12 protein-coding genes and 1 riboswitch are annotated in these 12,443 nt (G+C 61.1%); of the genes, 3 read left to right on the top strand and 9 right to left on the bottom strand.

Features of this window, described 5'->3' with window-relative positions:
- Window positions 1–98: 98 nt before the first annotated feature.
- A riboswitch (TPP riboswitch) is annotated at window positions 99–219 on the top strand.
- Between the two features lie 95 nt (window positions 220–314).
- The 3 genes from thiO to AAE484_RS11875 are packed head-to-tail and all read left to right on the top strand — an operon-like array spanning window position 315 to window position 2,453.
- Entirely contained in the window at window positions 315–1,448 is a 1,134-nt protein-coding gene (thiO, locus tag AAE484_RS11885) for a glycine oxidase ThiO (protein ID WP_341938615.1), read from the top strand.
- Complete coding sequence (gene thiS, locus AAE484_RS11880; RefSeq protein WP_341938614.1) at window positions 1,436–1,648, top strand: sulfur carrier protein ThiS; 213 nt, start codon at window positions 1,436–1,438, stop codon at window positions 1,646–1,648. Before thiO ends, thiS begins: the two co-directional genes overlap by 13 nt.
- Window position 1,649: 1 nt before the next feature.
- Entirely contained in the window at window positions 1,650–2,453 is an 804-nt protein-coding gene (locus AAE484_RS11875) for a thiazole synthase (protein WP_341938613.1), read from the top strand.
- Here AAE484_RS11875 and AAE484_RS11870 read toward each other — a convergent pair.
- The 9 genes from AAE484_RS11870 to rlmN form a co-directional block, all read right to left on the bottom strand.
- A complete protein-coding gene (locus tag AAE484_RS11870; RefSeq protein ID WP_341938612.1) occupies window positions 2,441–3,334 on the bottom strand; it encodes an AEC family transporter in 894 nt (297 codons plus the stop codon). The two genes, AAE484_RS11875 and AAE484_RS11870, sit on opposite strands and share 13 nt — an antisense overlap.
- 36 nt (window positions 3,335–3,370) lie before the next feature.
- Window positions 3,371–4,828, bottom strand: a complete 1,458-nt coding sequence (gene der / locus AAE484_RS11865; RefSeq protein ID WP_341938611.1) for a ribosome biogenesis GTPase Der — start codon at window positions 4,826–4,828, stop codon at window positions 3,371–3,373.
- A 166-nt stretch (window positions 4,829–4,994) separates the two neighbouring features.
- Complete coding sequence (gene bamB / locus AAE484_RS11860) at window positions 4,995–6,140, bottom strand: outer membrane protein assembly factor BamB (RefSeq protein WP_341938610.1); 1,146 nt, start codon at window positions 6,138–6,140, stop codon at window positions 4,995–4,997.
- Complete coding sequence (locus AAE484_RS11855; protein ID WP_341938609.1) at window positions 6,137–6,838, bottom strand: YfgM family protein; 702 nt, start codon at window positions 6,836–6,838, stop codon at window positions 6,137–6,139. Before AAE484_RS11855 ends, bamB begins: the two co-directional genes overlap by 4 nt.
- Window positions 6,839–6,905: 67 nt before the next feature.
- A complete protein-coding gene (gene hisS / locus AAE484_RS11850; protein WP_341938608.1) occupies window positions 6,906–8,192 on the bottom strand; it encodes a histidine--tRNA ligase in 1,287 nt (428 codons plus the stop codon).
- Window positions 8,193–8,339: 147 nt separating this feature from the next.
- A complete protein-coding gene (ispG, locus tag AAE484_RS11845; protein WP_341938722.1) occupies window positions 8,340–9,464 on the bottom strand; it encodes a flavodoxin-dependent (E)-4-hydroxy-3-methylbut-2-enyl-diphosphate synthase in 1,125 nt (374 codons plus the stop codon).
- Between the two features lie 17 nt (window positions 9,465–9,481).
- The gene (locus AAE484_RS11840) at window positions 9,482–10,429 is read right to left on the bottom strand and encodes a RodZ domain-containing protein (RefSeq protein WP_341938607.1); all 948 of its coding nucleotides are present in this window, start codon (window positions 10,427–10,429) and stop codon (window positions 9,482–9,484) included.
- Window positions 10,430–10,436: 7 nt separating this feature from the next.
- Complete coding sequence (gene pilW, locus AAE484_RS11835) at window positions 10,437–11,210, bottom strand: type IV pilus biogenesis/stability protein PilW (protein WP_341938606.1); 774 nt, start codon at window positions 11,208–11,210, stop codon at window positions 10,437–10,439.
- A 23-nt stretch (window positions 11,211–11,233) separates the two neighbouring features.
- Entirely contained in the window at window positions 11,234–12,430 is a 1,197-nt protein-coding gene (rlmN, locus tag AAE484_RS11830) for a 23S rRNA (adenine(2503)-C(2))-methyltransferase RlmN (RefSeq protein WP_341938605.1), read from the bottom strand.
- Window positions 12,431–12,443 lie beyond the last annotated feature (13 nt).

Raw genomic sequence — 12,443 nt, 5'->3', positions numbered from 1 at the left:
TACATCGCGTTGTGTTGCGGCAGATGCGCTGTCGCTTATCGTGCCCTACGCCCATGCTCCTGACAGGTGACATTTTGCATGGGCGTTGTTATATTACGGGCTTCTTGTCGGGGTGCCTTGGCGGAGTGAATGCTCTGTTCGGAGGCTGAGATCGGTACGGCCGAACCCGTTGAACCTGATCAGGTTGATGCCTGCGGAGGAAACAAGGTCACCCGGCCACACCCGGCCCCTTCCCTGCTCGCTGTCCTGATCTCACCATCGCACTACTCGGCCGTCGATGTCGTCAGTAGATGCCTGCGGATGCATGAGGTCATATGGGCTCCACTCACAATATTCACAATCACATTGGTATTGCCGGCGCCGGCCTGCTGGGGCGACTGCTCGCCTGGCAACTGTTGCGGCGCGGTCACCGGGTCAGTCTGTTTGAGGCGGGCGATCTGGACCGGCCCCGCTCGGCCGCCTGGACCGCCGCCGGCATGGTTTCACCCCTGAGCGAAGCCGTCGTCTCCGAGCGCCCCGTTTACGACATGGGGCTTTTTGCGTTGTCGCAATGGCCCGCCTGGATAAAGCAGCTGCCCGACACCGCCACCCGGGAAACACTCTGGCAGCAAAAAGGCAGTCTGGTGGTGGCGCACCCGCAGGATCAGACCGAGCTGCGGCAATTTGAGCAGGAACTGCAACACGTTGTGGGCAACGAGGCCGACTATCAATGGCTGGATCAGCGCGGCATCCAGCAACTGGAACCGGACCTGAACACCGCTTTTCAGCAGGGGCTGGTCATGGCGCAGGAAGGCCACCTGGACAACCGGCGGCTACTGCCCACTCTGCTCGGTGAAATCCGCCGCCTCGGCGGCCACTGCCACTCACACGGCGCGGTGGAGCTCGCACCCGGAAAAATCACCACCGAGGAGGGGAAAGAGACCTTCGACTGGGTGATCGACTGCCGGGGGCTGGGCGCCAAACCCGGGCATGCTAGTCTGCGCGGCGTGCGCGGCGAAGTGCTCCATGTACAGACCGACGAGGTGAAACTCTCACGCCCGGTGCGACTGATGCATCCGCGCTATCAACTGTACATCGTGCCCAAGCCGGAACACCACTTTGTGATTGGCGCCACACAGATCGAGAGCGAGGATCGCTCGCCCATGTCCCTGCAATCTTCGCTCGAGCTGGGCAGCGCCCTCTATACCCTGTCGCCGGCCTTCGCCGAAGCGCGCATTCTGGAGCAGGACGTGAATCTGCGCCCCGCGTTCATGGACAACAACCCGCACGTCGTGCAGACAGAGGGAATGATCAGCGCCAACGGTCTTTTTCGCCACGGCTACCTCCTGGCCCCCGCCGTGGTCGAGCATGTACTGGCCCGACTTGAGGGCGCAAGCGAACCACCATTCAGTGAATTTTTGAACCGGAGCATCCCGGAAGAAGAGACGGAGGCCGTATGTCCACAGTGATTTCCGTCAGTCTGAACAATGAGCCGTTCACCCTGGAGCCGGACACGTTATTGAGCGACGCCCTCGAACAGTGGCACTACGGCGAGCAGAAAATTGCCGTGGCCATCAATGGGGAGTTTGTGCCCCGCTCCCGTTACCGGGAGACCCGCCTGAAAGAGCGCGACCAACTGGACATCGTCAAACCCGTGGGAGGTGGCTGATATGGCCGAGGCAACACCCGATCAACTCACGCTCTATGGTGAGCATTTTGACAGCCGCTTTTTGTTGGGCACCGCCCTGTATCAATCGCCCACCATCATGCGTGATGCCATCAAGGCGTCCCGCTGTAATATCGTGACGCTGGGTCTGCGCCGACAGAATCCGGGCAACCGGGATGGCGATATTTTCTGGCAATACATTGAGGACAGCGGCTGCAAATTGCTGCCCAATACAGCGGGCTGCAAATCCGTCAAAGAGGCGGTCACGCTCGCCCGGATGTCGCGGGAGATGTTCGACACGCCCTGGATCAAACTGGAAGTGGTGGGCGATGATTACAATCTGCAGCCCGATCCCTTCGGCCTGGTGGAAGCGTCGGAGATTCTGCTCAAGGAGGGTTTCAAAGTACTGCCCTATTGCACCGACGATCTGATTGTCTGCCAGAAGCTACTGGATGTGGGCTGTGAGGTATTGATGCCCTGGGGTTCCCCCATCGGCACAGGCAAGGGACTGCTGAACCGGTACAACCTGAAAACCCTGCGCGAGCGGATCAAAGACGTACCGATGATCATCGACGCCGGTCTGGGCGCGCCCTCTCAGGCCGCGGAAGCCATGGAAATGGGGTTTGATGGAATACTATTGAACACCGCGGTGGCCAAGGCGCAGAACCCACCACTGATGGCCGAGGCGTTTGCCGATGCCCTGACGGCCGGGCGCAAGGCCTACCGCGCCGGGCTGATGCAGGAGCGGCAGACCGCGAGCCCCAGTACGCCCACGATCGGCCAGCCGTTCTGGCATCAGAGCAACTGACTCCAGAGCGGCACCGTCAGCAGAGACAGCAGCAGGCCATAACCCACCACCGACGACACCAGCCGGGGCGCCAGGCCGTGGGTCATGGCCACCACACCCGCCGAGATCATGGCGGGCATGGCGGTCTGCAGGGCGACCGCCTGGGCCGCGATGGAATTGAGATCCAGCAGTGCAAACAGCGCAAACACCACGCCCGGAATCAGCACCAGCTTGTAGCCCAGCCCCACCAGCAGCGGCGAGAGATGCTCCTGATCCAGTCGCAGTCGCCACTGAAGCCCCACCGCCACCATCACCACCGGCACCAGGCTCTCGCCAATGCGACTGGTTGTGTGGCGGATCCAGTCCGGATAGGTCCAACTGAGGGTGGCGAACGCCAACAACAGGGCAATAAAGGGCGGAAAGGTGGCGATGGTGGTACCCACCTTCGACCAGGAGGTCTGCTGGCCGCTGTACCAGGCCGCGATGATGACCGCGTAGGTATTGAGTGCAATCACGGTACCGGTCTGGTCATAAAGCAGCGCGTAGGGCATCGCCTCAGGAGGCAGCAGCGCCTGGATCAGGGGCACACCCACAAAGGAGGTATTGCCCAGCGGAATGATCAGCATCATGGCACCAGTGACCGAGCGGGACCACTGAAGCGCACGGGCGGTAAACCAGATCAGCGCCACGGTAAAGCTCATGACCAGCCAGGTGCTGATCACCGGCAGCAGCGCCTTCTGATCCAGGGTCAGCTTGGGGATCTCGGTCAGGATCATGGCTGGCAGAGCCACGTAGATGACGTACAGATTGAGCGTCGAGGCCGCCTGTTCGGGCAGGCGCCGGACATGCTGCAGCAGCAGGCCGATACCGAGACAAACCAGAATCAGGGCTAAGTTGCTCATCAGGCCAGCCGCTTATCTCACGTTACCAGGGGGTTATCAGGGGCGCCGTTTGGTCGGGCGATCTTTTGAGGGGGCTTTGCCGGCCGCCTTGGAGGGCGCCTTGGTGCCATCGCGTCGAAGCCCACGATTGGGTTTCTTACCACGCCCACCCTGCTTCAACCCGGGCTTGGGCTTGCGCCCGGCAAAGGGGTTCTCATTGGACTTTAGCTCAATGCGCACCGGCGTGCCTTCGAGCTTCAATACCTCCCGGAAGGTTTTTTCCAGATAGCGCACATAGTGGTTGGGCAGGGAGCCGGTCTGATTGCCGTGAATCACCACGATGGGCGGATTGTGGCCACCGGGGTGGGCATAGCGCAGTTTGATGCGCCGCCCATTGATCATCGGAGGCTGATGCTCGCGCACCGCATCCTGCAGTACCCGGGTGAGGAAGTTGGTGGAGAACTTATCCGTGGCGGACTGGTAGGCCCCTTCCACGGATTCGTACAAGTGCCCCACACCGGTGCCGTGAAGCGCCGAAATGAAGTGAATATTGGCAAAATCCACAAAGCGCAAACGCCGCTCCAGCTCCTTGCGCACATACTGCTTGTGACCATCTTCCAGGCCATCCCACTTGTTGAGCGCGATCACCAGGCCCCGACCGGCGTCGAGCACGTTGCCCATCAGGTGCAGATCCTGGTCCACCACGCCTTCACTGGCGTCCATCACCAGGATCACCACATGGGCATCGTCGATGGCGTGCAGGGTTTTGACAATGGAAAACTTCTCCACGGTTTCGTGGACGTTCTTGCGCCGGCGCACACCGGCGGTATCAATCAGGGTGTACTGCTTGTCGAAGCGTTCGTAGTGGATATAGACACTGTCACGCGTAGTGCCGGGCTGGTCATAGACCACCACCCGGTCTTCGCCCAGCATGCGATTGACCAGCGTGGATTTGCCTACGTTAGGGCGCCCCACCACCGCTATCTTGATGCCGGTGGAGGTGGGCTCGGGGACATCGTCCGCCGGCGGCAACGCTTCGATCACGTCCGCCATCATGGAGGCCACGCCGCGCCCATGAGTGGCCGTGGTGGCAAAAATCTCGCCCAGCCCCAACTCGTAAAACGGCGCGAGAGCCAGATCCGGGTCGACACCGTCGATTTTGTTGGCGACCAGATAGGTTTTTTTGTTCTGCACGCGCAGGTGGCGGGCAATCATGGCATCGGCGGCGGTCAGGCCCTCGCGCGCATCGAGAATGAACAGCACGATGTCCGCTTCCTGAATTGCCTGGAGCGACTGGCCGGCCATGAGGCTGTCGATGCCCTCTTCCTCGCCGCTGATACCGCCGGTATCAATCACCATGAAGCGCTTGCCATCGACCTGCCCCTCGCCGTACTTGCGATCCCGGGTCAGGCCCGCATAGTTCGCCACCAGGGCGTCCCGACTGCGAGTCAGGCGATTGAACAGGGTGGATTTGCCCACATTGGGGCGGCCGACAAGGGCAATAACTGGAATCATAACGGTGGCATCACAGACCAAAACATAAACAGGCAAACGAAAAGCGCGTTCGAGGGGGCACAGGATAGCGGATCGGCGGCTTTTTATACAGCGAAAACGACAGCGCCGCCTCCCAGCCCGCTTATGGGGGCCGGAGGGCGGCGCTGTCGGGGCCGACTTCTATCGATCAGTCTTCGGAAACCACCTCAAGGGCGATCAGACGACCGGAGTTGCCCAGCACATAGAGCACTTCGCCATCGGTGATCATGGTATTGCTGAGCCCCTTGCGATCCAGACGATCGCGCGCCACAAACTCGCCATCTTCGCGGTTCAGTACGTGCAGATAGCCGTCGAAATCACCGACCACAACGTAGTCACCCAGCGCCTGAGGGCCACTCAGGTCGCGACGCAGCATCTGCTCGTTCTGCCAGCGGGGGCTGCCGGTGGCGCTGGAAAAGGCTCTGACCCGGCCATCCGCTTCGGACAGGTACAGTGACCGATCGACAATCGCCAGGTCCTGATGGGTGGAGGCGCTCTGCTCCCAGCGGGGCCGGCCGTTGGTGGCGCTCAGAGCGGCGACCTTCCCCTGAAAGGTGGCGGCATACACATTGCCACCCTGCACCACGGGCGATGCATCCACATCAACCATGCGTTCGATCTCCGAACGCCCCTCAGGCAGCGCTACCCGGTGTTCCCACTCCACCAGACCATTGCTCTTGTTGAACTGCATGACCTTGCCCGACGCAAAGCCGGCAATGATCGAAGAGCCATCGATTACGGGCGAGGCGGTTCCGCGCAGCGTCAACACCGGGGGCGGACTTTCATAGTTCCACTGGCTCTCGCCGCTCTCGGCGCTGAGCGCGTGCAGCTTGCCATCCATGGTCTGGGCCGCCACCACGTCACCGTCAGTCTGGGGAACGGAAATCACTTCGCCACTCAGGGTGGTGCGCCAGCGCTCTTCACCCGTGTCGCTGGACAGCGCCACCACTTCACCGTTGCCGGTGCCATACAGGAGTAGGCCCGCATTGACGCTCACACCACCGGTAATCTGATCATCGGTTTTGCGTCGCCACTGGCGCTCGCCCGATTCGCGGGATACCGCCATCACCAGCCCTTTGGCGTCGGCGGCGTAGACCCGCTCCTCATCGAGTGCGGGTATCAGCTTGACGACACCGCCATCGCGACCACTGCCAACACCGGTGCGCCAGAGAATCTCCACTTCGGCACCGGGTTCAAACTCAACCAGTTCCATCGGTTCGGTCCCGTCGTCACTGGAGAACAGTGCACACCCGGAAAACAGAAAAGCACACAGCGCTAATGCGCATAACCTCATGAAGCATTCTCCTCGGAGCCGGTGGTATTGCCCGTGCCGGCCTGTTGTATGTCGTCAAGTTTCATTTGCAGCAGCATCTGGCGGTTCTGCTGCTGGCTGCCCAGTCCATCCATCGCGGACTGATAGGCGCTGCGCGCGGCGTCGGCATCGCCCTGTTTGAGCAGGATATCACCGCGCACTTCGGCGTACTCGGACGCCATGCTCTCACCCGGATTCGCCCCGTTCAGAAGCGTCAGCGCTTCGCCGCTGTTACCGGCGGCGCTCAGAACTCGTGCCAGACGCAGGGTCGCCACCTGCTCCACAGCGCTACCCGGCTCCTGCTCCAGCACCCAGCGCAATTCGCTTTCGGCGGTATCCAGGTCGCTTTCGGAAACCGCCCAACGGGCGCGAATCAGCGCGGCATTGACTCCGTAGCCGGTACCGGCGTGTTCATTTTTGAGTTGCTCGACCAGCTCACGGGCTTCGGAGCGGTTTTCATCGGCCAGCGACTCGCCCTCCTGGACTCCCAGAGTATCCAACAGTTCCGTATACAGGGCAGAACCGGCCGCCGCTTTGGCCTGCTGTTGGTCCTGATAGGCACCCCAGCCGAAATAGCCACCCACGGCAATGACCACCGTGGCCACAACCCATTTGCCGTTTTCCTTCCACCAGCGTTTCATGGCTTCCAGTTGTTCTTCTTCGGTCATTTCTTCACTCACGGTGCTCTCCTGTTATTGTCAGTCTGTCATTCGGTCAATGGATTGAAAGTGTGTCTTCGGGGTGTAATCAAGCTTTCCCGTTGGCAAAGTGTGCCCGCAGACGCTCGATCACGTCTGCTACCGCCAGGGTCTCCTGGGGGCGCTCTTCGCGCAGGTACTTGAGGGCCACTTTGCCCGCCTCGGCCTCGTCTTCGCCCAGTATCAGGGCGAGCTCGGCCTGGCTCTTGTCCGCTTTTTTCATCTGGCTTTTGAAGCTGCCGCCACCACAGTGGCTCAACAGCTGCAGCTCCGGTAGCGCATCGCGCAGCTGTTCGGCCAGCACCAGAGCGTGGGATTGTACCTCACCCATGGCCGCCAGGTAGACCTGTGTCTGCTTTTCCAGGCCTTCCGGCAGGTTATTTGTCGCCTCTAGCAACAATAACAAGCGCTCCAGCCCGATGCCAAACCCGATGGCCGGGGTGGGCTTTCCTCCCAATTGCTCGACCAGCCCGTCGTAGCGGCCCCCGGCGCAGACGGTGCCCTGGGCGCCGAGCTGGTCGGTGACCCATTCAAAGGCGGTTTTGCCGTAGTAGTCCAGTCCGCGTACGAGGCGCGGGTTGACCTCGTAGGCCACCCCATTGGCGTCCAGTATTTTTCGCAGCTGCTCAAAGTGCTGACGCGAGTCGTCGTCCAGATGGTCGAGCAGCCGGGGGGCGTCGTCCAGCAGCTTCTGGGTGTCGGGGTTTTTGCTGTCGAGGATGCGCAGCGGGTTGCTCTCAAGGCGCCGCTGGCTGTCTTCGTCGAGCTGCTCGCGGTACTGACTCAAATAGTCGACCAGTGCCTTTTTGTATTCTGCGCGCGCTTCGCTGCTGCCCAGGCTGTTGAGCTGCAGGGTCACGTACTCGGCCACGCCCAGCTCGCGCAGCATCCGGGCGCTGAGCAGGAGCACTTCGGCGTCGATGTCAGGGCCGGTCATGCCGAACACTTCCACGCCGATCTGGTGGAATTGGCGGTAGCGGCCTTTCTGCGGGCGCTCGTGGCGGAACATGGGGCCGAGGTACCACAGGCGCTGGGTCTGGTTGTAGAGCAGGCCGTTTTCTTCGCAGGCGCGTACGCAGCTGGCGGTGCCTTCGGGGCGCAGGGTCAGGCTGTCGCCGTTGCGATCATCGAAGGTGTACATTTCTTTTTCGACGATGTCGGTGACTTCGCCGATGGAGCGCTTGAACAGTTCGGTGAATTCGAGCACGGGGGTGCGAATTTCGCGGTAGCTGTAGCGCTGCAGGATGGCTTTGAGTGTGCCTTCCAGGTATTGCCACCGGGGGGAGTCCTCGGGCAGCAGGTCGTTCATTCCTCGTATGGCTTGGAGTTTTTTCAAGGGGCTATCCTAAGTCTCTATTTTCTTCGTTTGGTTCGGGTTTGATTTGGCTTTAGCTCGGCGGATGCGCTTGACGCTTATCCGCCCTACACAAGGCTCCGTAGTTTCGTAGGGCGGATAAGCGTCAAGCGCATCCGCCATTAACCATCACGCCCGAATAATCGTATTGGCCTCTTCTTTGGCCAGGCGCTCTTTTTTCTGTTCGGCTTTTTCGCGGATCAGGCGCTCGAGATCGTCCACCAGGGTGGCGTTGCCCATTTTCTGACTGGGCGCGCCGTCGATGTAGACCAGGTTGTTGGGGCTGCCGCCGGCCAGACCCAGGTCGGCCTCTTTCGCTTCGCCCGGGCCATTGACCACGCAGCCGATGACGGCGACGTCGAGCGGGACGGTGATGTCTTCCACCCGCTGTTCCAATTCGTTCAGCGTTTTGATCACGTCGAAGTTCTGGCGCGAGCAGCTGGGGCAGGCGATAAAGTTGACGCCTTTGTTACGCAGCTTCAGGCTCTTGAGCAGGTCCCAGCCGACTTTGATCTCTTCCACCGGATCGGCCGCCAGGGAGATGCGGATGGTATCACCGATACCGTCCATCAGCAGCGCGCCCAGCCCGACGGAGGATTTCACGGTGCCCGAGCGCAGCCCTCCCGCTTCGGTAATGCCCAGGTGCAGGGGCTGGTCGATTTTCGCGGCCAGACCGCGGTAGGCGGCGACGGCCATGAAGACGTCGGAGGCCTTGACGCTGACTTTGAAGTCGTAGAAGTTCAGCTGGTCGAGAATGTCCACGTGGCGCATGGCGGATTCCACCAGCGCTTCGGGGGTGGGCTCGCCGTATTTTTTCTGCAGGTCTTTTTCCAGCGAACCGGCGTTGACGCCAATGCGGATGGGAATGTTGAGATCGCGCGCCTTGTCCACGACCGCGCGGATGCGCTTTTCCCGGCCGATGTTGCCCGGGTTGATGCGCAGGCAGTCCACGCCCAGGTCCGCCACCCGCAGGGCGATGCGGTAGTCAAAGTGGATGTCGGCCACCAGCGGCAGGTTCACCTGTTTGCGGATGGCCCCAAAGGCTTCCGCCGCCTCCATGGTGGGCACGGAGACGCGCACGATGTCGGCGCCGGCCAGCTGCAGGCGCTGAATCTGCTCGACGGTGGCGGCCACATCGGTGGTTTCGGTGTTGGTCATGCTCTGCACCGAAATGGGGGCCCCACCGCCCACGGGAACGTTGCCCACCATGATCTGGCGAGAGTTGCGACGTTTAATCGGTGATTCGTTGTGCATCATTCAAACCTGTCTGCTCAATTGACCGTCAGAGTCATGGTCCGACGGCCCTGGGGTACATCAAATTCTACGGGATCGCCGTTCAGCTCGACATTCACGGCACGGGCGTTGCCCATTTTGACGTCAAACGGCGCTTTTCCGGACAAGCTCAGGGTACGTCCTTCGAGCACCAGATCAACTGCCAGAATGTCTCCGCGCGAATCGGTCACTTCCAGCCAACACTCTTCGTCGAAGGTCAGCGTCAGCTGATCGAGTAATTCCGGCCCGGTGAGCCCGCCCTGCCCGGATTGCACCCGGGTGGAGGCGAGCGCCTCTGTGTCGGTTGGAGTGTCTGCTGATTCGGACTCACTCGGTGTCTCTTCCATCCCGGTCGCAGACTCATCCAGTGAAGTCTGATCAGCGGCCATATCGATGACTTGGCCGCCCTCGCCCGACGGGCTTTCAGAGTCCGCCGGCGAGGGAGCGACCGGCTGCTCCAGACCCAGTTCGGCGACCGGCTCGTTCATGGCCGCTTCGCCACCGGTGGAAGAAGGCTGGTTTCCCAGAAACCAGACCGAGAGCGCCCAGAGGCCCACCAACAGAATCACAATCCACAGAGCAAAGCGCCACAGTGGCCGGGAAGGCTCGGGCACATTGATCTGCAGTGGACTTTCTTCCTCTTCTTCCTCCAGCCCCGCCGCCAGACGGGCCTGTTTGTAGGCCTGCAATACCTCGTCGGCGTCGAGCTTCAGCAGTTTGGCGTAGGTGCGCAGGTAACCGCGCACGAAGGTGTCGGAATGCAGCTGGGCGTAATCATCGGCTTCCAGTGCCCGCACCTTGCTGACCGTCATGCGCAGTTCCCGCGCGACGTCCTCTTCTTTGAGCTGGGCTTCTTCGCGCGCCGCTTTCAGCAGTGCGCCCGGCGGAGTGAAATCCGACGGCGCGGCCGGTTCGCTCTCTTCCGGGCGATTTTCCTCATCAGTCATGCCGACCTCAATCGTTCATTTCACGTTTGTATTCCAGGTACTCGTCCGAGTACGGGAATCGGTTTTTGAGCGCCAGCGCGTAGCTGGCTTCTTTGTCTTTGTTATCGAAAATGCGCTCGATCTTGATGCCCAGCAGCAGCGAGCGGGCCGAGTGTCGGGCCAGATTGGCGTACTGGTCCAGGTAGCGTTTGGCTTCGGCGTACTCCTGCTCGTTAAAGTTGATCTCCGCCAGTTCAATCAGCACCGCCGCCATCCGCCGGTTCAGGGTATAGGCGTGTTCAAACGCGGCCTTGGCCCGATCGACCCGTCCCAACTGCAGCGCCGAGCGCCCCAGATTGAGCAGCGCCCGGGAGCGGTTGTCGTAATCGACATCTTCGCTCACGATTTTGAACTGTTCGTAGGCCTCTTCATACCGCTCCTGGGAATAGAGGAAGGCAGCGTAGTTGTTGCGGGTCTGGGTGGAATCGGAGTCCCGGCGCAGGGCGTTCTTGAAGCTCTGCTCGGCACGCTCTTTCTCACCTTCCAGCTGAAACAGCATGGCCTGCGCGCCGAGCGCTTTGGGCGAGTTCTCGTCCAGCTCAAATGCCTTACGCAAGTGGTGGCGGGCCGATTCGCGGTTGCCGTTGTCGATATAGGCCATCGCCAGGTTGACGTAGGTATTCAACGCCGCTTCGCGGTCGATCTCTGGACCGGACTGCCGGGTAACGCACCCGCCCAGGGTAACCAGCAGGCTAAGTGCCAGCAGCCAAGGACCCAATGGGTTCAGGTTTTTCTTTATCATTGTTACCCCTCGCAATCGGTTGGTTAAAGCGGTTCGGCGCCCTGCGGCGGCGAGACGAACTTGACCGCCTGCAGTTGCTCAAAGCGCTCGCGGTGGCGCTGGCTGCGCTTGGTCATGTCATTCACATTGCCCGCCAGCTGGCCACAGGCCGCGTCGATGTCTTCACCACGGGTGGTCCGCACCGTGGTGATAAAGCCCGCCTCCATCAGAATGGTCTGAAAGCGACGCATGGCGTTATTGCTGACCCGCTTGTAGTTGGACAGGCTGAACGGATTAAACGGAATCAGGTTGATTTTGACGGGCACATCCTTGAGCAGTTCCGCCAATTGATGCGCGTGCTCGGGTCGATCATTGACATGATCAATCAGGGTGTACTCAATGGTGATGCGCCGATGAGTATCGGGCAGCCCGTCGATGTAGCGCTTGGCTGACTCCAGCAACATGGCAATGGGGTACTTTTTGTTGATTGGTACCAGCTCATTACGCAACTCGTCATTGGGGGCATGCAGCGATATCGCCAGGCAGGCGTCGGTGTACTGCCCCAACTTGTCCAGGGCGGGCACCACGCCGGAGGTGCTGAGCGTGACCCGACGTTTGGATATGCCGTAAGCGTTGTCATCCATCATCAGGTTCATGGAGTCGACGACATTGTCGAAGTTGAGCAGCGGCTCGCCCATGCCCATCATGACCACGTTGGTGACCCGGCGCGGGCCGCCGGGGCTGAGCTGGTTGTAGGATTTGGCGGCGATCCAGACCTGGCCGATAATCTCGGCAGCGGTCAGGTCCCGGTCAAAGCCCTGTTTGCCGGTGGCGCAGAAGCTGCAATCGAGCGCGCAGCCCACCTGGGAGGAGACACACAGGGTGCCCCGCTCGCCCTCGGGAATAAAGACGGTCTCCACCACGCTGCCACCGCTGACCCGGAACAGAAACTTGCGGGTGCCGTCGGTGGAGTCCAGCTGTTCGATGACCTGGGGCGGGCGGATCTCGGCGCGCTCCTTGAGCTTTTCCCGCAGCGCCTTGCTGACGTTGGTCATCTGGTCAAAGTCATCGACGCCGTGCTGGTGGATCCACTTGAGCACCTGCTTGGCGCGGAAGCTCTTCTCCCCCAGGGAGGCGAAGAATTCCACCAGCTTGCGCTCGGGCAGGCCCAGCAGGTTGACCTTGGCGGGGCTTGCGCCCGACGCTTCGGACGTGGATGTGGATTCTGTTGCAGCCGTCATGATGTTGACCTGT

Source organism: Marinimicrobium sp. C2-29 (assembly GCF_038419845.1).
Lineage (GTDB): Bacteria > Pseudomonadota > Gammaproteobacteria > Pseudomonadales > Cellvibrionaceae > Marinimicrobium.
This window is presented reverse-complemented; position numbering and strand designations above follow the sequence as displayed.

What these genes read in the sequence shown, in the direction of transcription:
- thiO (WP_341938615.1), top strand. Translation starts at nt 315, where the DNA reads ATGGGCTCCACTCACAATATTCACAATCACATTGGTATTGCCGGCGCC.
- thiS (WP_341938614.1), top strand. Translation starts at nt 1,436, where the DNA reads ATGTCCACAGTGATTTCCGTCAGTCTGAACAATGAGCCGTTCACCCTG.
- AAE484_RS11875 (WP_341938613.1), top strand. Translation starts at nt 1,650, where the DNA reads ATGGCCGAGGCAACACCCGATCAACTCACGCTCTATGGTGAGCATTTT.
- AAE484_RS11870 (WP_341938612.1), bottom strand. Translation starts at nt 3,334, where the DNA reads ATGAGCAACTTAGCCCTGATTCTGGTTTGTCTCGGTATCGGCCTGCTG.
- der (WP_341938611.1), bottom strand. Translation starts at nt 4,828, where the DNA reads ATGATTCCAGTTATTGCCCTTGTCGGCCGCCCCAATGTGGGCAAATCC.
- bamB (WP_341938610.1), bottom strand. Translation starts at nt 6,140, where the DNA reads ATGAGGTTATGCGCATTAGCGCTGTGTGCTTTTCTGTTTTCCGGGTGT.
- ispG (WP_341938722.1), bottom strand. Translation starts at nt 9,464, where the DNA reads ATGCACAACGAATCACCGATTAAACGTCGCAACTCTCGCCAGATCATG.
- AAE484_RS11840 (WP_341938607.1), bottom strand. Translation starts at nt 10,429, where the DNA reads ATGACTGATGAGGAAAATCGCCCGGAAGAGAGCGAACCGGCCGCGCCG.
- pilW (WP_341938606.1), bottom strand. Translation starts at nt 11,210, where the DNA reads ATGATAAAGAAAAACCTGAACCCATTGGGTCCTTGGCTGCTGGCACTT.
- rlmN (WP_341938605.1), bottom strand. Translation starts at nt 12,430, where the DNA reads ATGACGGCTGCAACAGAATCCACATCCACGTCCGAAGCGTCGGGCGCA.